At 63.5% G+C, this 18,461-nt stretch carries 17 protein-coding genes; 13 read left to right on the top strand and 4 right to left on the bottom strand.

Annotated features, from left to right (window positions below; genetic code table 11):
- The first annotated feature begins 46 nt into the window (after positions 1–46).
- The 4 genes from C0Z19_RS25225 to C0Z19_RS25210 all read left to right on the top strand — a co-directional run bounded on the left by C0Z19_RS25225 (position 47) and on the right by C0Z19_RS25210 (position 4,105).
- Entirely contained in the window at positions 47–721 is a 675-nt protein-coding gene (locus tag C0Z19_RS25225; RefSeq protein WP_102612572.1) for a response regulator, read from the top strand.
- Positions 722–921: 200 nt separating this feature from the next.
- Positions 922–2,052 (top strand): porin, encoded by a 1,131-nt coding sequence (locus C0Z19_RS25220; RefSeq protein ID WP_102612571.1) that lies wholly within the window; start codon positions 922–924, stop codon positions 2,050–2,052.
- A gap of 95 nt (positions 2,053–2,147) precedes the next feature.
- Positions 2,148–3,773: a methyl-accepting chemotaxis protein gene (locus C0Z19_RS25215; protein ID WP_102612570.1), complete on the top strand. Its 1,626-nt coding sequence runs from the start codon at positions 2,148–2,150 to the stop codon at positions 3,771–3,773.
- Positions 3,770–4,105, top strand: a complete 336-nt coding sequence (locus C0Z19_RS25210) for a DUF3579 domain-containing protein (protein ID WP_102612569.1) — start codon at positions 3,770–3,772, stop codon at positions 4,103–4,105. The genes C0Z19_RS25215 and C0Z19_RS25210 overlap by 4 nt, the downstream gene beginning before the upstream one ends.
- Positions 4,106–4,141: 36 nt before the next feature.
- On the opposite strand, the gene C0Z19_RS25205 is transcribed toward C0Z19_RS25210, so the two are convergent.
- Positions 4,142–4,447, bottom strand: a complete 306-nt coding sequence (locus tag C0Z19_RS25205) for a hypothetical protein (RefSeq protein ID WP_102612575.1) — start codon at positions 4,445–4,447, stop codon at positions 4,142–4,144.
- 258 nt (positions 4,448–4,705) lie between these two features.
- Between C0Z19_RS25205 and C0Z19_RS25200 the strand changes: the two genes are divergently transcribed.
- The 3 genes from C0Z19_RS25200 (at position 4,706) to C0Z19_RS25190 (ending at position 6,218) form a co-directional block, all read left to right on the top strand.
- Positions 4,706–5,326 carry a glutathione S-transferase gene (locus tag C0Z19_RS25200; protein WP_102612568.1) on the top strand — a complete coding sequence of 207 codons (621 nt, stop codon included), beginning with the start codon at positions 4,706–4,708 and terminating at the stop codon, positions 5,324–5,326.
- 153 nt (positions 5,327–5,479) lie between these two features.
- On the top strand, positions 5,480–5,680 hold the full coding sequence (locus tag C0Z19_RS25195) for a hypothetical protein (RefSeq protein ID WP_102612567.1): 201 nt from the start codon (positions 5,480–5,482) through the stop codon (positions 5,678–5,680).
- A 55-nt stretch (positions 5,681–5,735) separates the two neighbouring features.
- Positions 5,736–6,218 (top strand): metallophosphoesterase family protein, encoded by a 483-nt coding sequence (locus tag C0Z19_RS25190; RefSeq protein ID WP_102612566.1) that lies wholly within the window; start codon positions 5,736–5,738, stop codon positions 6,216–6,218.
- Between the two features lie 79 nt (positions 6,219–6,297).
- Here the strand turns inward: C0Z19_RS25190 and C0Z19_RS25185 are convergent, their stop codons facing one another.
- Both C0Z19_RS25185 and argA read right to left on the bottom strand, forming a co-directional pair.
- Positions 6,298–6,573 (bottom strand): oxidative damage protection protein, encoded by a 276-nt coding sequence (locus tag C0Z19_RS25185; RefSeq protein ID WP_102612565.1) that lies wholly within the window; start codon positions 6,571–6,573, stop codon positions 6,298–6,300.
- A gap of 49 nt (positions 6,574–6,622) precedes the next feature.
- Positions 6,623–8,005, bottom strand: a complete 1,383-nt coding sequence (gene argA, locus C0Z19_RS25180; protein WP_102612574.1) for an amino-acid N-acetyltransferase — start codon at positions 8,003–8,005, stop codon at positions 6,623–6,625.
- Positions 8,006–8,027: 22 nt separating this feature from the next.
- On the opposite strand from argA, the gene hrpA reads away from it, so the two are divergent.
- The 5 genes from hrpA to C0Z19_RS25155 all read left to right on the top strand — a co-directional run bounded on the left by hrpA (position 8,028) and on the right by C0Z19_RS25155 (position 16,064).
- Entirely contained in the window at positions 8,028–12,134 is a 4,107-nt protein-coding gene (gene hrpA / locus C0Z19_RS25175) for an ATP-dependent RNA helicase HrpA (protein ID WP_102612564.1), read from the top strand.
- 146 nt (positions 12,135–12,280) lie between these two features.
- Positions 12,281–13,321, top strand: coding sequence for a YVTN family beta-propeller repeat protein (locus C0Z19_RS25170; protein WP_102612563.1), 1,041 nt, complete (start codon positions 12,281–12,283; stop codon positions 13,319–13,321).
- A 55-nt stretch (positions 13,322–13,376) separates the two neighbouring features.
- Positions 13,377–14,378 (top strand): sterol desaturase family protein, encoded by a 1,002-nt coding sequence (locus C0Z19_RS25165; RefSeq protein WP_102612562.1) that lies wholly within the window; start codon positions 13,377–13,379, stop codon positions 14,376–14,378.
- Positions 14,379–14,390: 12 nt separating this feature from the next.
- Positions 14,391–15,203 (top strand): EI24 domain-containing protein, encoded by an 813-nt coding sequence (locus C0Z19_RS25160; protein WP_102612561.1) that lies wholly within the window; start codon positions 14,391–14,393, stop codon positions 15,201–15,203.
- Positions 15,204–15,218: 15 nt separating this feature from the next.
- On the top strand, positions 15,219–16,064 hold the full coding sequence (locus tag C0Z19_RS25155) for a competence/damage-inducible protein A (RefSeq protein ID WP_102612560.1): 846 nt from the start codon (positions 15,219–15,221) through the stop codon (positions 16,062–16,064).
- A 34-nt stretch (positions 16,065–16,098) separates the two neighbouring features.
- Here the strand turns inward: C0Z19_RS25155 and C0Z19_RS25150 are convergent, their stop codons facing one another.
- On the bottom strand, positions 16,099–16,566 hold the full coding sequence (locus C0Z19_RS25150) for a rhodanese-like domain-containing protein (protein ID WP_102612559.1): 468 nt from the start codon (positions 16,564–16,566) through the stop codon (positions 16,099–16,101).
- 432 nt (positions 16,567–16,998) lie between these two features.
- Between C0Z19_RS25150 and glnA the strand changes: the two genes are divergently transcribed.
- On the top strand, positions 16,999–18,414 hold the full coding sequence (gene glnA / locus C0Z19_RS25145) for a type I glutamate--ammonia ligase (RefSeq protein WP_102612558.1): 1,416 nt from the start codon (positions 16,999–17,001) through the stop codon (positions 18,412–18,414).
- Positions 18,415–18,461 lie beyond the last annotated feature (47 nt).

Here is an 18,461-nt window from a genome sequence, read left to right as displayed (position 1 = left end):
GGACTCGTCGCTACCGTGCGCCTGCCGGTTTGGAAGGATTGAAACGATGAAGCTGTTGCTCGTGGAAGACAATGCCGAACTTTCGCATTGGATCGTCAATTTGCTGCAAGGGGAAAACTTCACCGTCGATTGCGTGCCCGACGGCGAATCGGCCGACGCCGTGTTGCTCACGGGGCGCTACGACCTGATCCTGCTGGATATGCGGCTGCCACGCATGAGCGGAAAGGACGTGCTCGCGCGTTTGCGCAGGCGCGGCGACAACGCGCCGGTCCTCATGCTCACGGCGCACGGGTCGATCGACGATAAGGTCGACTGCTTCAGCGCCGGCGCCGACGATTACGTCGTCAAACCGTTCGATGCGCGCGAGCTGATCGCGCGCATCAAAGCGCTGATCCGGCGTCAAGCGAGCGGAAAAGCCGTTTCCCTCGTCTGCGGCGATCTTCAGTACAACACGAACACGCGCGAGTTCAGTCATCAAGATGTCCCACTCGCATTGCGGCGACGCGAGCATGCGATTCTCGAAGCGTTGATGCTCAAGCAAGGCAAGACCGTATCGAAGTCTGCGCTGATGGAAACCGTCTACAGCCTCGAAGACGAGCCGAGCGCCGACGCCATTGACATCTACATTCATCGCTTACGTAAGCATTTGATGCATTCGACCGCCCAGATCATGACGTTGCGCGGATTGGGCTACGTGTTGCGCGCGAAGGACGGATCGTAGCGAATCGGTTCCAAGAAAATAACGCAGACATATGCCCGTTTACGTGAAAATACTTAGTAGTACTAACGATCGGCGAAAGGATCGTGAAGGATAGGGAAAGATACGATTCTCTCCATTGCGGCGATGCAAAAGCAAAGCACGGAGACTTGAGCCGGCTTCGCGCAAAACATAATTTCAACGCAGTAAGAGAGGAGACGATCTTGAAAAAGACGTATCGAACGTTGGCGCTGACGGCGGGCGCTTTGGTAGCAAGCGGCGCCCATGCGCAATCGAGCGTTCAGCTTTACGGCCTGATCGACATGACGGCCCTGGCCTATACGACGAACGCGAACGCGGCCGGCAATCACGTCATTGCGATGGGGCACGACGGCGAGCCGTGGTTCAGCGGCAGCCGCTGGGGCTTGCGCGGCGCCGAAGATATCGGCGGCGGCAATAAAATCATCTTCACGTTGGAAAGCGAGTTCGTCGGCACGAACGGCAACATGGAAGACCCGGGCCAGATCTTCGATCGCGATTCGTGGGTCGGCCTCGTGAACCCGACCGTCGGTCAGGTGACCGTCGGTTTCCAGGATACGGTGGCGAAGGACTTCTCGGGGCTGTACGGCGACCCGTACACGAGCTCGCAGTTTTCGACGAAGGAAGGCGCCTACTCGAACTCGAACAACTTCAAGCAGCTCGTGTTCTACGCGGCGGGACCGACCGGCACGCGCTCTGAAAACAGCATCGCGTGGAAGAAGCTGTTCAGCAACGGCATCTACGCGGCGGCCGACTATCAGTTCAGCAACTCCACGCAGTTTGCTACGGGCTCGGGCTACCAGGCGGCGCTCGGCTACAACGGTCCTTCGTTCTCCGTGGGCGGTTTCTACAACCACACGAACAACGGCGGCTTCACCGATCAAACGTACTCCCTGGGCGGCAACTATCGGTTCGGCATCGGCAAGGTCAACGCGGGCTATTTCCACTACACGGGCAAGCAGGGCTCGCTGCCGGAGCGTGAGGACAATGCGTGGACGGTGTCGTTCAAGCTCGCGCCGCACGGTCCGCTCGACTATGAACTCGGCTACCAGCAGATGCACGTGAAGAATGCCGCGTACAACGCGGACGGCAACATTCCGAACGCCAACTCGGGCGCATTCGACACGACGGCGACGACGGTTCACAACGGTTACAAGGAGACGGTCTACGCATCGACCTTCTATCACCTGTCCAAGCGCACCGAGCTTTATCTGGCAGCCGACTATATGAAACTGCATGGCGGCTACACGGTGGCGGGAACCAACGGCCACAACAGCCAACTCGAAGTCGCGACGGGCATGCGCACGCGCTTCTGATTTTCCCCTCCTGGTCCGAGACGACCAGCCGCCTCGCGGCGGCCTGGGCGGCGGCGATCCGGTTCGTCCGCCGCCTTTTTTTTGGGGAAGACAGCATGGTTAGGATTACTAACATTCGAGCCGCGCTGACCGCGACGGTTGTCGGTTACACGGGCGCGCTCGTCCTGGTCATCGTGGCGTCGGTAGCGGGGCTCAAATCCGCCAACGTCGCGCTCGAACGAATGTACAGCGGCGAGACCGCCGCATTGACGGCTTTGGCCGACAGCACCGCTGACCTTTTACAGGCGCGTGTGGAGTTGGGCGGCTATGAGACGCTCGTCGCCCAAGGCAAGCCGACGGCGGCCACGCTCGAGCGCGCGCATGCCGCACTGGCTGCGAGCGATCGCGCGCTGTCGGCATACGGAGCACTTCCCGTATCCGATAATGTCGAAGCTGCGCTGGGCACGGCGCTGCGCGCGGTGCGAGACAAGCTGATCAAACAGGTCATTGCGCCGGAGGTGGCGGCACTCGATCAGGATGACTTCGCGTCGTTTCGGATGATCGAGCGACAGGCGCCCGATTCGCTGTTCGAGGACTATAAGCGGGCATCGCGCCAACTCGTTGACTTTCAAGTGCGGGCACAGCAGCTTCATTTCGCGCAGGCGCAACAGCGGTTCCATCAGTTGCTCGGGCTGTTCGCCATGGTCGGCTGCGCGTCGGTCGGATTCGCGCTGCTCGCGCGCAGGTTTTTGCGCGCCGCTGTCATCAAACCGATCGGCGCGGCGATCGACCATTTCGAGCGGATCGCAACCGGCGATCTGACTTCGGCGATCGATACGTCGTTCGGTGGCGAAATGGGCCGTTTGATGGCCGCGCTGGCCAGCATGCAACGCAGCTTGGCCGATGCCGTGACGCGCGTGCGCGAAGGCACCGCCGAAATCAGGCGCGGCGTGCATGAAATGGCCCACGGCAATGCGGACCTCTCTGTGCGTACGGAGCGCCAAGCGGCGGCGTTGCAGCAAGCCGCGGCGAGTCTCGAAGCGTTGACGAGGACGGTTACACAGAATGCCGGCCATGCGCGCAATGCCGACGCGTTGGCCGAGACGGCATCCGCAACGGCGCGGCGGGGCGGCGGTGTCGTGAGCGAGATCGTCGATGCGATAACCGATATGTCGGCCGACTCCGAGCACATTGTCGACATCATCGGCGCGATCGAAGGCATCGCTTTCCAAACGAACATTCTTGCGCTCAATGCCGCGGTTGAGGCGGCGAGAGCGGGCGAAGAAGGGCGCGGATTCGCTGTAGTGGCCGGGGAAGTGCGGGCGCTGGCGCAGCGCTCTGCCGCGGCGGCCAAGGAGATTCGCGAATTGATGACGACCTCCGTCGCGAAGGTACAAGCCGGGACGGAACTCGCCGAACGCGCAAGGGCGACGATGACGCAAGTGGTCGATGCGGCAGGTGAAGTGACGCAGATCGTCGCCGAAATCAGCCTGGCGTCGGAGCGTCAATCGTCGGGTATTGAACAGATCAACCGCACGGTGTCGCAGATGGAAACGACGACGCAGCAAAATGCCGCGCTGGTCGAAGAGGCGGCGAGCGCTGCGGCGTCGCTTGAAGAGCAGGCGCGCATGCTCGATGAAACGGTGGCGTCGTTTCGCCTTGACCGGGACGGGCGACGCCTCGGCAGGCGGGAATCAACGTCATCGGGCTCGCGGCAGCGTCTCCCGATCATTCACGCATGAGTACGATAGACGTTTGCCCGAAGCCGGCGGACACCTGTCGAAGCGAGGGGCACCGCCGCACCGGCCATCGCATCGTCGGGCTCATGCACAGCGGCAAGCCATTTCGTCCGGGCGACTGGGCCGAGCGGCTCGCGGGCGTCATCGCGCTGTTCGTCAAGGAGCGGCGCCCGGGCAGCAGCGTCGCGGCGACATGGCTTGCCGTGCCGTACGTCGATGGCAGCGTCAAATGTCTCGACGTCTGTGCGGAGCTTGCCGAAATCTGTCCCGAGGCATTCGACTTCGTCATGCGGTTCGCCGAGGACAACGAACTGCGGATTCAACCTGGACGATGACCGAAGCGGACCGGTCGCGTGCGACGCGCTTGCGCGCTAATGGGTCGGCTTGCAGCGAATGACCGGCGCCGTGTAAGGCGTGGGGTATTCCGAATAGGGACCGCTCAAGACACGCAACCGCTGGGTGGCCAGCACCTCGGCTTGCCGTTGTTCGGTCAGGCTCAAGCCGTTGGGCGCGCCGCTCGCGCTTGCGGGCCATTCGTTGACGTCGCAATCGACCGTCTTTCCGTCGGGTAGGCGCACTGTCGTCGAATAGGCGTAATCGGACGATATCGGCGTGCATGCCGCTTCCGCCACAAGGACGGCGATGCACGCGACAAGCGAAGATGAGCGCGTCGTCATGATGCTGCCTCCCGTTGCAACGCTGTCCTGGTTCGACCTTGCAAACGCCGATGCGTTGCGGCGGTCTCGCACGCTGGATGGTTCAAACAATAGGCGAACGTAGTGCTGGCCGACTGCGGCGTCGGCATTTCTTCCTTCTTTTTCTGCCAATTGAGTGCCACCCGCAGACAACCGGGTTGCCGCGAGCGGCCATGGACGGCAAACTGTTGTCCCGCTTTGCGCACCCCGTGTTTTTCTCTACATGAAAGAGAGGCATCGATGCAACTGATTGGCATGATGGATTCCCCGTTCGTGCGCCGCGTGGCCATTTCGATGGCTGTGTACGGCATGCCGTTCGAGCACCGGCCGCTGTCCGTATTTCGCAGCTTCGACCAGTTCCGGGAGATCAATCCCGTCGTCAAAGCGCCCACGTTCATCGACGACGATGGCACGCAACTGATCGATTCCACGCTCATCCTCGATTATCTCGATCAGTGCGTCGCTCCTCAAGCGCGTCTGATGCCGCAGGAGAACGCGATGCGCCGCCGGGCGCTGCACCTGGTCGGGTTTGCGCTGGCAGCTTGCGAGAAGACCGTCCAGACCATCTACGAGCGTAAAGTGCGGCCGCAGGAAAAGCAGCATGCGCCGTGGCTCGAGCGGCTGCAGAAGCAATTGACTGCCGCATACGATACGCTCGAAAGCGACATGGCGAGCCTGAGGGCCGACGCGTGGCTGTGCGGCGACCGTCTCATGCAGCCGGATATCACAGTGGCCGTGGCTTGGCGCTTCACGCAGTACATCCTGCCGGGCGAGTTCGATGCGAGCCGTTATCCGGCGCTGACGGCGCTCTCCGAGCGGGCCGAAGCATTGCCGGCGTTTCTCGGCGCGCCGCTGGAATAGGTCACTGAGCCCGGCGCGTCGCGATTGTTCGTTTCTTGCGGCTTCTGACTTTCGATTTGACGCATTTATCGGCATCGCGCGCGTCTCTAGAATGGCGATCAGGCTGCATGACGGGGCATAGGCTGCCCCGCAGCGCCAGCCAGGAGAGTCGCCATGAAGAAGCTCATCGAACAACGGCTGTATAGCCCGACCGTCGTCTTGCCGATGGTCGAACTGATGGAATTGATGGTGTCGCTCGATTTCAACCTGGGGCAGGTCGGCGCGGTCATGGCCACGCGCGGCGCGCGCGCGGCGTTGCATCGCTCGCGTGGCTTGCTCGGGCACCGTCAAACCAGCGCGGCCGCAGCGGTCTAGCGGCGCGTTTCCGGCCGGCGCCGGCTCTGGCGGGGCTGATCGGCGATCGATCTCCATGCGCAACCAAAGCGCTACCATCCGCATCGGTCTCATTTCCGACACGCACAATCTCGTGCGGCCGGAGGCGTTGGCGTGGCTGGCAGGCGTCGATGCGATCGTGCATGCGGGCGATATTTGCAAACCGGACGTGCTCGACGCCTTGGCGCGGATCGCGCCTGTCACCGCGGTGCGCGGCAACAACGATCGTGGCCCGTGGGCCGACGGTTTGCCACATGCGACGACGTTGACGACGGGCGACGTTGCGATTCATGTCGTCCACGATATCGCCGACTTGCGAATCAACCTGCAGCAGGCGCGAATCGACGTGGTCGTGACGGGGCACTCGCACAAACCGTCGATGGCGACGCGCGACGGCGTGTTGTTCGTCAATCCGGGCAGTGCGGGCCCGCGGCGTTTCAAATTGCCGATATCGGCGGGTATGTTGCTGATCGAAGGCGCGCACGTGAAGGTGGAGCTTCGTACGCTGGTGGCGGGATGAGTCGGCTCGCCAACGTTGGCGAGCCGCGGGTATCAGGTCAAACGCATGAACTGAAGGCAGGGCAGAGGGGCAGTGCAGCTCACCCTTCCGTCGGCGGCACGTATCCCGCCGCTTGATCGGCGCCTTCGCCGAAGAAGAACTTCTCGGTCTGCTTCATCAGGTACTGGCGAGCGCGCGGATCGGCCATGTTCAGGCGATTCTCATTGATCAGCATCGTCTGCTGTTTGAGCCACGCTTGCCAGGCTTCCTTCGAAACGCCCTCATAGATGCGCTTGCCGAGCTCGCCCGGCAGCGGCGGAAAATCGAGTCCTTCGGCTTCCTTGCCGAGCTTGACGCATTGAACCATGCGGGCCATCGTAAATTTCTCCTGTAGTCGATAGAGTCGGGCAGCGATGCCGGTGCGCTCAGAGGTGCTTCATCAGCACGAGCGACTTACGCTGCCAGTTGTAGAGGCGACGGCGGTCTTCGGGCAGGTCGTCGACCGTTGCCTTGACGAAGCCGCGCTTCAAGAACCAGTGCTCCGTGCGCGTCGTCAGCACGAAAATACGGGTCAGGCCACGCGCGCGCGCGCGTTGCTCGACGCGCTTGAGCAGCCGCTCTCCGTCACCCGCGCCTTGCGCATCGGGCGCCACGGTCAGGCAGGCCATTTCGCCGATGCGCTCTTGCGGGTACGCATAGAGCGCCGCGCAGCCGAACAGCACCCCATCGTGCTCGATGACGGAGAAGTGATCGATGTCGCGCTCGATCTGATGGCGGCCGCGTTTGACGAGCGTGCCGTCTGATTCGAGCGGCTCGATCAGCGTCAGGATGCCACCGACGTCGTCCGGCGTCGCTTCGCGCAGGCTTTCGAGGTTTTCATACGAAATCATTGTGCCGACGCCGTCGTGCAGGAACAGTTCGAGCAGAAGGCTGCCATCGAGCGCATACGGAATGATGTGCGCCCGTGCGACGCCGCCGCGGCAGGCGCGCACGGCATGTTTCAGATAGAACGCCGCATCGCCCTTGACCTCGCCGCTGTCGAGCAGCTTGTAGGCGTCGTCGAGCGACAGCTCCTGCACGAGTTCGCCGGCGTCGTCCATGAGCCCCGGCGTTTCGGTCAGGAAAATGATCTTGTCGGCGCGCAGCGCAATGGCGGCTGCGGAGGCGACGTCTTCCATCGACAGATTGAACGCCTCGCCTGTCGGCGAAAAGCCGAGCGGCGAGAGCAGCACGAGCTTGCGGCTCGCCAGCGAATGGCGGATCGACTCCGCATCGATCTTGCGCACGACGCCCGTGTGCGCGAAGTCGACGCCGTCGAGAATGCCGACCGGGCGCGCCGTGACGAAGTTGCCCGAGACGACGCTGATGTGCGCGTGCGCCATCGGCGTGTTCGGCAAGCCCTGGCTGATCGCCGCTTCGATATCGAGGCGCACTTCGCCGGCCGCTTCCTTCGCCGACTCCAGCGCTCGCGCGTCCGTAATGCGCATGCCGTGCGAGAACTCCGACTGCACGCCATGCAGATTCATCTGCTCTTCCACCTGCGGGCGCGATCCATGCACGAGCACGATCTGGATCCCCATCGCCTGCAGCAGCGCGACGTCGGAGACGAGCGCGTTGAGCAGCCCCTGGTGGACCACTTCGCCCCCGAACCCGACGACGAACGTCTTGTTGCGGAACGCGTGAATGTACGGCGCCACCGATCGCATCCAGTCGACGAACTGGGCGGGCGAGACGGCGGCGGTGTCGGGTACGGCGGAACGCGCAGCGGCGCTCTCCGGCGTGGGGGCGAGGTCGGTTTGGGAATTCATGCCGGGATTATAATGCGCCCCCATGTCGAACGTACCCAAAAGTCCGGCCGCAAGTGAGGTCCGCGCACAACACGCGCAACCGGCGCAGCAGGCCCCACGCACGCCTCGGGCGGCTCGCGGCCCAGGCCCGCGCCGTCCTGCCGCCCCGCCCAATCCCGTCCCACCGATCGATTTCCCGGCCGCACTGCCGGTATCGGCGCGGCGCGACGAGATCGCGCGCGCGATTCGCGACAATCAGGTCGTGATCGTTTCGGGCGAGACAGGGTCGGGCAAAACCACACAACTGCCGAAAATATGTCTTTCCCTCGGTCGCGGGCTCGGCGCCGGCGGCACGGGGCTCATCGGCCATACGCAGCCGCGGCGGATCGCAGCGTCCGCGACGGGCCGGCGCATCGCCGAGGAACTCGGCACGCCCTTCGGCGAGGTGGTCGGCTACAAGGTTCGATTCACCGATAACCTTGCGCCCGGCGCGTCGGTCAAGCTGATGACCGACGGCATTCTGCTGGCGGAGACGCAAACCGATCCGCTTTTGCGCGCCTACGACACGCTGATCATCGACGAGGCCCACGAGCGCAGTCTGAACATCGATTTTCTGCTCGGTTATCTGAAGGAAATCCTGCCGCGGCGGCCCGACCTGAAACTGATCGTCACGTCGGCCACGATCGACGCCGAACGCTTTGCGCGCCATTTCGACGGCGAAGAGACGCCCGCTCCCGTGATCGAGGTGAGCGGCCGGCTTTACCCGGTCGAAATCCGCTATCGTCCCGTCGAGGAACAGAGCGCGGCGATCAAGGCCGCACAGGGCACCGCGGCGCGCCCCAGAAGCGCGCGCGACGCCGATCGCGACCTCATGGACGCGATCGTCGATGCCGTCGACGAGCTGTGCCGCGAAGGCCCCGGCGACGTGCTCGTGTTTCTGCCTGGCGAGCGAGAGATCCGCGAGGCGGCCGAGGCATTGCGCAAGCATCATCCGCCGCACACCGAGATCTTGCCGCTGTTCGCACGGCTTTCGGCTGAAGAGCAGGCGCGCGTGTTCAAGCCGTCGAACGCGAGGCGTCTCGTGCTCGCGACGAACGTCGCCGAAACGTCGCTGACCGTGCCCGGCATTCGCTATGTCGTCGATACGGGCCTCGCGCGCGTGAAACGCTATTCGTACCGCAACAAGGTCGAGCAGTTGCAGGTCGAGGCGATTTCGCAGGCGGCCGCGAATCAGCGCGCGGGCCGCTGCGGCCGGGTGGCGGACGGCGTCTGCATCCGGCTGTTCGACGAAACCGAATTCCAGGGCCGCGCGCGCTTTACCGACCCCGAAATCCTGCGTTCGTCGCTGGCGGCCGTCATCCTGAGGATGAAGGCGCTGCACCTGACGGCAATCGAGACGTTCCCGTTCATCGAGCCGCCCCCGGGCCGCGCGATTGCCGACGGCTACCAGCTCCTGGCCGAGCTTGGCGCCGTCGACGACGACAACGCGCTGACGCCGCTCGGCGGCGAGCTTGCGCGCTTGCCGCTCGATCCGCGCGTGGGCCGCATGATTTTGGCCGCGCGCGACCAGCAGGCGCTGACGGAGGTGCTCGTGATCGCGAGCGCGCTGTCCGTCCAGGATCCGCGCGAACGCCCGGCCGATGCCCAGGAGCAGGCCGATGAAGCACACCGCCGTTTCGCGGACGAGCGTTCCGAGTTTCTGCAGTGGCTGCGGATATGGAAGTGGTTCGGCGAGGCCGTCGCGCACAAGAAGTCGAACCGGCAACTCGTCGATGCCTGTCGCGCGCAGTTCTTGTCGCATCTACGGCTGCGCGAATGGCGCGACGTTCATTCGCAGTTGCTGACGGTCGTGCGCGAGCACGGCTGGCGCTTGAACGAAAGCGAAGCGACCTACGAGCAAATCCATCTGGCCCTGTTGACGGGCTTGCTGGGCAATGTGGGTCTGAAAGCCGACGACGAACCGTATTACCTCGGCGCGCGCGGCATCAAATTCTTCCTGTGGCCCGGCTCGACGCTCGCGAAGAAGGCGGGGCGCTGGGTCATGGCCGGCGAACTCGTCGAGACGAGCCGGCTCTACGCACGCTGCCTCGCCAAAATCGAGCCGGAGTGGATCGAGAAGGTCGCCGGCCATCTGCTGAACAAGCAGCTCTCCGAGCCGCACTGGGAGAAGAAGCCGGCGCAGGTGACGGCGTTCGAGCGGGCGACGCTCTATGGGCTGCCTGTCTATCATCGCCGCCGCGTGGCCTTCGGTCGGCAGGATCCCGCGCGTGCGAGGGAGCTTTTCATTCGCGGGGCGCTCGTCGAAGGCGAATTCGACACGAAGCTCCCGTTCTTCGCTCATAACCGGAAGCTGCTCGCCGACATCGAGCAGCTCGAGCATAAGTCGCGTCGTCAGGACGTGCTCGTCGACGACGAACTGATCTTCGCGTTCTACGATCAGGCGTTGCCCGAGGGCGTCTATACCGGAGCGGCGTTCGAGCGCTGGTATCGCGACGAAGTGAAGAAGAGCGGTCAGGGCGAAGACAAGCCGCGTCTGCTCTATTTGTCGCGCGACGACCTGATGCGTCACGAAGCGGCCGGCGTCACGACCGATCTGTTCCCGAAGCGAATCACGATGGCCGGCATCGAAATGGGGCTCGGCTACCATTTCGAGCCCGGTTCGCCGCGCGACGGCGTGACGCTGACCGTGCCGCTTTACGCGCTCAATCAGGTCGACCAGCGGCGCACCGAATGGCTTGTGCCGGGCATGCTCAAGGAGAAGGTGCATCTGCTGCTCAAATCGCTGCCGCAGAAGCTGCGCCGCCATTGCGTGCCGTTGCCGGACTATGCGGCTGCGTTCGTCGATCGTCAGGCGCAGCGGGAGCAGGCCGCGCGCGGGGACACGCTGCGCGGCGGGCTCGTCGAGGCGATCATCGCCGATGTGCGCGAGCAGACGCAGGTTGCTTTGAGGTCGACCGACTTCAAGCTCGAAACGCTGCCCGCCCACTTGTTCATGAACTTCAAGATCGTCGACGAGCACGGCAGGCAGCTCGCGATGGGCCGCAATCTCGCGCAGCTGCGCGGTGAACTCGGCGCCGACGCGCAACGGCATTTCCAAAAGCTTGCGGCCGGCGCAGCGTTGACGGGGAGCGGGGCCGGGCGGCTCGGCGCGGCGGCCGACACGCCAGCGGCGCCCGCGCGCTCGCACGCGTCGGCTCATACGTCGGCCAATGCGTCGAAGGCGGGCGAGCGCGCGCCGGACACCGGCCGCAGGAGCGGTGAGGCGGGCGCTGCGGCCCCGGGCACGACCACCACCGCCCTTTATGACAACCTGACGACGTGGAACTTCGGCAAGCTGCCCGAGTTGCTCGAGATTCGGCGCGGTGGACAGACGCTGTTCGGCTATCCGGCGCTGGTCGATCGCACGACGCACTGCGACGTCGAAGTCTTCGATTCGCCAGAGGAAGCCGCCCGGATTCATCGCGCGGGCTTGCGGCGCCTGTTTGCGCTGCAGTTGCGCGAGCCGATCAAGTACCTCGAAAAGAATCTGCCGGGCTTGCGCGAAATGGCCATGCAGTTCATGCCGCTCGGCACCCAGGAGGCACTGCGTGATCAGCTGATCGATACGGCGCTCGATCGCGCCTGCCTGCAGGATCCGTTGCCCGACGACGACACGAGCTTCCACACGCGTCGCGACGAGGGCAGGGGGCGACTGTCGCTGCTTGCGCAGGAGATCGCGCGGCTCGTCGGGCAGATCCTGACCGAATACGCCGCCGTGACCAAAAAGCTGGCACAGGCCAAGCCTTTCGCCGCGGCGTACGCCGACATGCAGCAGCAGTTGCAGGGGCTGATCGGCAAGCGGTTCGTCGTCGATACGCCTTACTCGCAACTCGCGCATTTCCCGCGCTACCTGAAGGCGATCACGCAGCGAATCGACAAGCTCAAAGCCGATCCGACCCGCGATGCGCGTTCCTTTGCGGAAATGCAGCCGCTGCTTCAGCAATATCAGCGTGCGCAATCGGCTCGAGGCGGGGTGACCGACGGCCGGCTCACGGAATTTCGCTGGCTGCTCGAAGAGCTGCGCGTATCGCTGTTTGCGCAGGAACTCCGTACGCCGATGCCGGTCTCCGTCAAGCGGCTGCATAAAGTGTGGGAATCGATGCAGCGATGAGCGCACGGGCGGCGCGATGCCGCCCTTTATGGGTTCGCGTTCCGGCTATGCCCGTTTGCCGTCGTTGGCTGCGTTTTTTGAATCCGGGTCAACCGTACTGCGTGGCAAACGTTTAATGATGGCGGCGGTTTTTCAAACGGGTTCTCATGCTTACCTCTTTCTCCTCATGCGTCGGGCGCGTCAAACGTACGCTCGGCGTGCTGGCGACCGCGCTTCCCGCGCTCCTCGCGGCGGCATTGCTTGCTCCCGCGGCACACGCGAACAACGTCATCGTCCTCAATTCCGGCGAAGCCACGCTTTCGCTGATCGACGAAGCCACGCAGCAGGTGGTGGGCGCGAAGACGCCGACGGGCAAGGAGCCCCATCACCTGATGGCGACGCCCGACGGCCGGTTTTTGATCGTGGCCGATTCGGTCTCGAACGATCTGATGTTTGTCGACCCCAAGACGGGGAAGGTGCAAAAGCGCCTGGAAAACATCGAGGATCCTTATCAACTGGGTTTCTCGCCCGATCGCAAGTGGTTCGTGACGACCGGCCTGCGCCTGGACCGTCTGGACATCTACGCTTATGACGACAAGACGGAGACGCCGACGCTCGTGAAGCGCCTGCCGCTGGCGACGATGCCGAGCCACATGGCCTTCAGCAACGACAGCAAGACGGTGTTCGTCACGCTGCAGGTGTCTGGCGAAATCGCAGCCGTCGATCTGGCGTCGCAAACGGTCAAGTGGAAGATGAAGGTGGGCAACACGCCCGCCGGCCTCTGGCTGACGCCGGGCGACAAGTATCTGCTCGTCGGCATGACGGGCGAGGACGACGTCGCCGTTGTCGATTGGCGCAAGCAGGCGGTCGTCAAGCGGATTCAAACGGGCAAGGGCGCCCACAATTTCCGCTCGCTCGACGACGGCACGCACGTCGCCGTCAGCAATCGCGTGGCCAGCACGATCAGCATCATCGACGAAAACACGCTGACGAACGTCGGCGACATCACGGGCCTCATGCCCGGCCCCGACGATATGGAGCTCACGGCCGACAAACGCTACCTTTGGGTGACGTTTCGCTTCTCCAAGCATGTCGGCGTGATCGACCTGGCGTCGCGCAAGCTCATCAAGACGATTGCAGTGGGACGATCGCCGCACGGCATCTACTTTTTCGACCGTGCGCCGGTAACGGCACCGAACGGTGCCTGAGCGCTCCGTCAGGCAGGCGCCCAGGCGCCCACTCATTTAATCACTTCGGTCCGCCATGCTGCACCTGATCGTTGCATCGCTCGACTCGCTCGTTTCGTCGCTGCAAACCTGGGTCTTCATTCATGTCGCCCAGCCTCTGCTGTTCAGGTTCGGCTGGATGGACTACGACGAAGACACCTACGACGCCCTGTATCCCGTCATCGTCGGCTTTCTGACGATCCTCGCGATGTATGCGTTGTTGCGGCCGCTCGAAATGCTGCGGCCCGTCGAAAAGTGGCACGATCGCAAGGCCGTGCGCGTCGACGTGTTCTATACATGGATCAGCAAGCTCGGCCTGTTCAATCTGTTCTTCTTCGTCGCCTTCCAGCCGATCTTCGATCGCACGCAGGTCTGGCTTCGCTACCACGATATCGCCAACGTCAATCTCGATACGCTATGGCCGGGGGTGACTTCGCAGCCGCTCGTCGCCTTTGCGATCTACCTCGTCGTGCTCGATTTCGCCGGCTACTGGTATCACCGGTGGCAGCATCGAATCGGTATCTGGTGGGAACTGCACGCCGTGCACCACAGCCAGCGGCAAATGTCGCTGTGGTGCGACGATCGCAACCACTTGCTCGACGACGTGCTGCAGGCGGGGTTCTTTGCGGCGATCGCGTTGGCGATCGGCATTGCGCCGACCCAGTTCGTCGTGTTGTCTGCCGTGACGAACTTCTTGCAAAGCGTCCAGCATTGCAACGCACGCCTCGATTTCGGGCGTGTGATCGAGCGGCTGATCGTCAGCCCGGGTTTCCATCGACGCCACCATGCCGTGGGCTACGGGCATGAAGGAACGGCGTACGGTTGCAACTTCGGCGTCCTTTTCCCCTGGTGGGATATGCTGTTCAAGACCGCGTCGTGGGATCGCACGGTCGAACCGACAGGTATCCGCGAAGAGCGCGAGGGGCAATTGTATGGGGAAGGGTTCGTTTCGCAGCACTGGCTCGCCTTCGTGCGGATCGCGCGGCGCCTTGGCGCGGCACGCTCGGCCGCTCGCAGCGGGGGCGCGGCATCGCTCTGAAGGGGCCTGCGCATGACCGATTTTCTGCGTTCGTTCGGCAAGGCCGCGGCCAGTGCGCTGCATCCGCGTATGCTTTGGCTCACCTTCATGCCGTTCTTCGTCGCGACGGCGGGGTGGGGGCTGTTCTTTTGGTTCATGTGGCAGCCGCTCGTCGACAGTGCGCGGGGCTGGCTTGCGGCATCGTGGTTCGGCCAATCGCTCTACCATGCCTTCGATTGGATCGGCCTGACTTCGCTGCATGCCGCGCTGGCGCCGTTCATCATCGTCGCACTCTCGGTTCCGCTGATCGCTACGACGGTGCTGCTGCTCATCGCCACGATTTCGATGCCGATGGTCGTGCGCTATCTTTCCGCGCGACGTTTCGCCGGCCTCGAACAGCGTCGCGGCGGCACATGGTTCGGCAGCCTGGTGCATACGCTCGTGACGACGCTCGTCTGCATCGTGCTGTTCGTGCTGACGGTGCCGCTCTGGTTGTTTCCGCCGTTGTTCGCCGTCATTCCGCCGTTGCTATGGGGCTGGCTCACCTACCGGGTGATGACCTACGATGCGCTTGCGCTGCACGCCAGCAGCGAGGAGCGCCGTGCTTTGATCCGACGCCATCGCGGCCCGCTATTCGCCATCGGCATCGCCACGGGCCTGATGGGCACGGTACCGACGCTGATCTGGGCCTGGTCCATCTGGCTCGTCGTGCTGTTTCCCGTAATCGCCGCCGCCACGATTTGGATTTATGCGTTTATCCTCGTGTTTTCGGCGCTCTGGTTCGGTCATTATTGCCTGGACGCGTTGCAGCGCCTGCGCGCCAATGAGGCGCTTCCATCCACATGAGGGCGAGGGCAGTCTATGGCATTTGGCGTGATCATCATCGGCGATGAAATTCTGTCCGGCCGGCGCGTCGACAAGCATCTGCCGAAAATCATCGAATTGCTGAGCGCGCGCGGCCTCGCGCTCGACTGGGCGGAATACGTGGGCGACGACCGCGACCGCATCACGGCTACGCTCAAGCGCACCTTCGCGTCAGGCGATATCGTCTTCTCGACGGGCGGCATCGGCGCGACCCCGGACGACCATACCCGGCAATGCGCTGCCGAGGCGCTCGGCGTGCCGCTGGAGCTGCATCCCGAAGCGGCCGAACTCATTCGTGCACGCATCCGCGAGATGCATGGCGCCGCTGCAGGGGCGGGCGGCGCGAGTTCGGCCGCGGCGGCGTCGACCCCGCTCGACCTCGATTCGCCCGAAAACCTCCATCGCTTGAATATGGGCGTGTTTCCGCTCGGCGCGTCGATCATTCCGAACGGCTACAACAAGATTCCGGGCTTTTCGGTCGGCGACCACCATTTCGTGCCCGGCTTTCCGGTCATGGCGTGGCCGATGATGGAGTGGGTGCTCGATACGAAGTACGCCCATCTCCATCATGCTGTCGCCCGTGCCGAGCGCTCGCTTTACGTCTTCGAACTGATGGAGTCGACGTTGACGCCGCTCATGGAAAAGATCGAGGCCGATTTTCCGGGCGTGCGCGTATTCAGCCTGCCGAGCGTCGGCGACGCCGAGCGCGGCGGTCTCTTCGCGCGGCGGCACATCGATTTGGGCGTCAAAGGCGAACCCGAGGCGGTGGCCGCCGCTTTCGTCAAGCTAAGGGAAGGCGTGCATCTGCTCGGCGGCGATATCGTCGAGCCGGAGGCCGGTTAAACACGACCCCATAGACTGGAGGCCTGATTGCGGCTCAAGCCCCCATCCACGGCAGCCCGCGGAAGCACCAGCCGCTGACCATCTTTCGGTGACCATTCCCATCCTTGTCGCCCTCGAAGCCTTCGAGCAGGTCGTACGCTCGTGTAAAGCCCTGTTGAGCGGCGGTCACGGCCGCCAGCTTCGAGCGCGCGGCGCTGCGGCACAAGAACAGCACCGGCGTATCAGGGGAGCCCACCGCTTCCCGCAACTGAGCGACGAACTCCGGATTCGGCACGCCGCCCGGATACCGCGTCCATTCGATATGAACGTACTGGCCGTCGCCGACGAGCGGCCTTCCTACCCAATCGAGTTCGGCGCGCGTGCGCACGTCCACGAGTCGGGCCTTTGGTTCGAGCTGCAAAAGCTCGAACGCCTCCGCCGGCGACAGCGCCCCGGCGTAGGTCAATTGATGTTCGGCGCGGCGCTTGTCGGCCTGCGCGAGGATTTGTTCGAGCGAGCTCATGAGCCGTTGTCCCCTTCGTTCGGAAAACCGTCATCGTAAAAGTGCATTCTAGCGCGGCGGCACCCGGTGCTTCAGTGCGTCGTGGTGCATGGCTCGCGCATGATGTGTGCGCCAAAGAGGTGCATTTTTGGGGGTAATGCACCACAATGAGAGTGGCTGGCCGTTGCGTACGCGAATGAGCACCAAAACGGTGCTGTTTCGGCGCGGGCGCTGCGCATGCAGCGTCTCGTCGGTTCCCCAGCGCGGGGCGCGCTGCCTCGCGGCTTTGCGCCCGGTGGATCGAAAGTCTGGGCGTGATATCGAACGCTTGGCACGGAAGCTGCTTTTACCCGCGGCGATCGCTTGATAGACCGGATTTGGCGTCGGAAGGCGCGATGAGCCGAAGCGGCAAGAAGCGAAGAACCGCCGAACCTATTAAATGGAGAAGAGGATATGAGTAAATCCGTGGCCGACGTCATGCAGCTCGTGAAGGACGAGGACGTCAAGTTTGTCGACTTTCGCTTCACCGACACGCGCGGCAAGGAGCAGCACGTCTCGGTGCCGCTGTCGGCGTTCGACGAAGACAAGTTCGAGAGCGGCCATGCGTTCGACGGTTCCTCGATTGCCGGCTGGAAGGGCATCGAGGCATCGGACATGCTGCTCATGCCCGATCCCAACTCGAGCTTCATCGATCCGTTCTATGAAGAGCCGACGCTCGTGATGACCTGCGACGTCATCGAACCGGCAGACGGCAAGGGCTACGAACGCGATCCGCGCTCGCTCGCCAAGCGCGCCGAAGCGTATCTGAAGAGCACGGGCCTGGGCGATACCGCCTTCTTCGGTCCCGAACCCGAGTTCTTCATTTTCGACTCGGTTCAATGGAACACCGACATGTCGGGCTGCTTCGTCAAGATCGGCTCCGAAGAAGCGCCGTGGTCGTCGGGCAAGGAATTCGAAGGCGGCAACACGGGTCACCGTCCGGGCACGAAGGGCGGCTACTTCCCGGTCGCTCCGGTCGATACGTTCCAGGACATGCGCTCGGAAATGTGCTTGCTGCTCGAACAGATCGGCATTCCGGTCGAAGTGCATCACCACGAAGTGGCGGGCCAAGGCCAGAACGAAATCGGCACGAAGTTCTCGACGCTCGTGCAGCGCGCCGACTGGACCCAGCAATTGAAGTACATCGTCCACAACGTCGCGCACACGTACGGCAAGACGGCGACGTTCATGCCGAAGCCTGTCGTGGGCGATAACGGCTCGGGCATGCACGTCCACCAGTCGATCTGGAAGGACGGCCAGAACCTGTTCGCGGGCAACGGCTACGCCGGCCTCTCGGAATTCGCGCTGTTCTACATCGGCGGCATCATCAAGCACGCGCGCGCGCTCAATGCGATCACGAACCCGACGACGAACTCGTACAAGCGTCTCGTGCCGCACTTCGAAGCACCGGTCAAGCTCGCTTACTCGGCGCGCAACCGTTCGGCTTCGATCCGTATTCCGCACGTGAGCAACCCGAAGGGCCGCCGCATCGAAACGCGCTTCCCGGATCCGATGGCGAACCCGTACCTCGCATTCTCGGCGCTGATGATGGCCGGTCTCGACGGCGTGCAGAACAAGATTCATCCGGGCGAAGCCGCGGATAAGAACCTGTACGATCTGCCGCCCGAAGAAGACGCGAAGATCCCGACCGTTTGCGCAGGTCTCGAGCAAGCGCTCGAGGCGCTCGATGCCGATCGCGAGTTCCTGACGCGCGGCGGCGTGTTCACGGACGCGATGCTCGACGCCTACCTCGAACTGAAGGAAGGCGAACTGCAACGCTTCCGCATGACGACGCATCCGATCGAGTTCGAGATGTACTACTCGCTGTAAGCGACGCGATGCGCTTCGCTTGTTGTCGTCGGTGGAGCGCATCAGCA

The organism is Trinickia soli (assembly GCF_002879855.1).
In the GTDB taxonomy this organism is placed as follows: Bacteria; Pseudomonadota; Gammaproteobacteria; order Burkholderiales; family Burkholderiaceae; genus Trinickia; species Trinickia soli.
The sequence above is the reverse complement of the archived record's forward strand: the minus strand, read 5'-3'. Positions and strand labels throughout refer to the sequence as shown.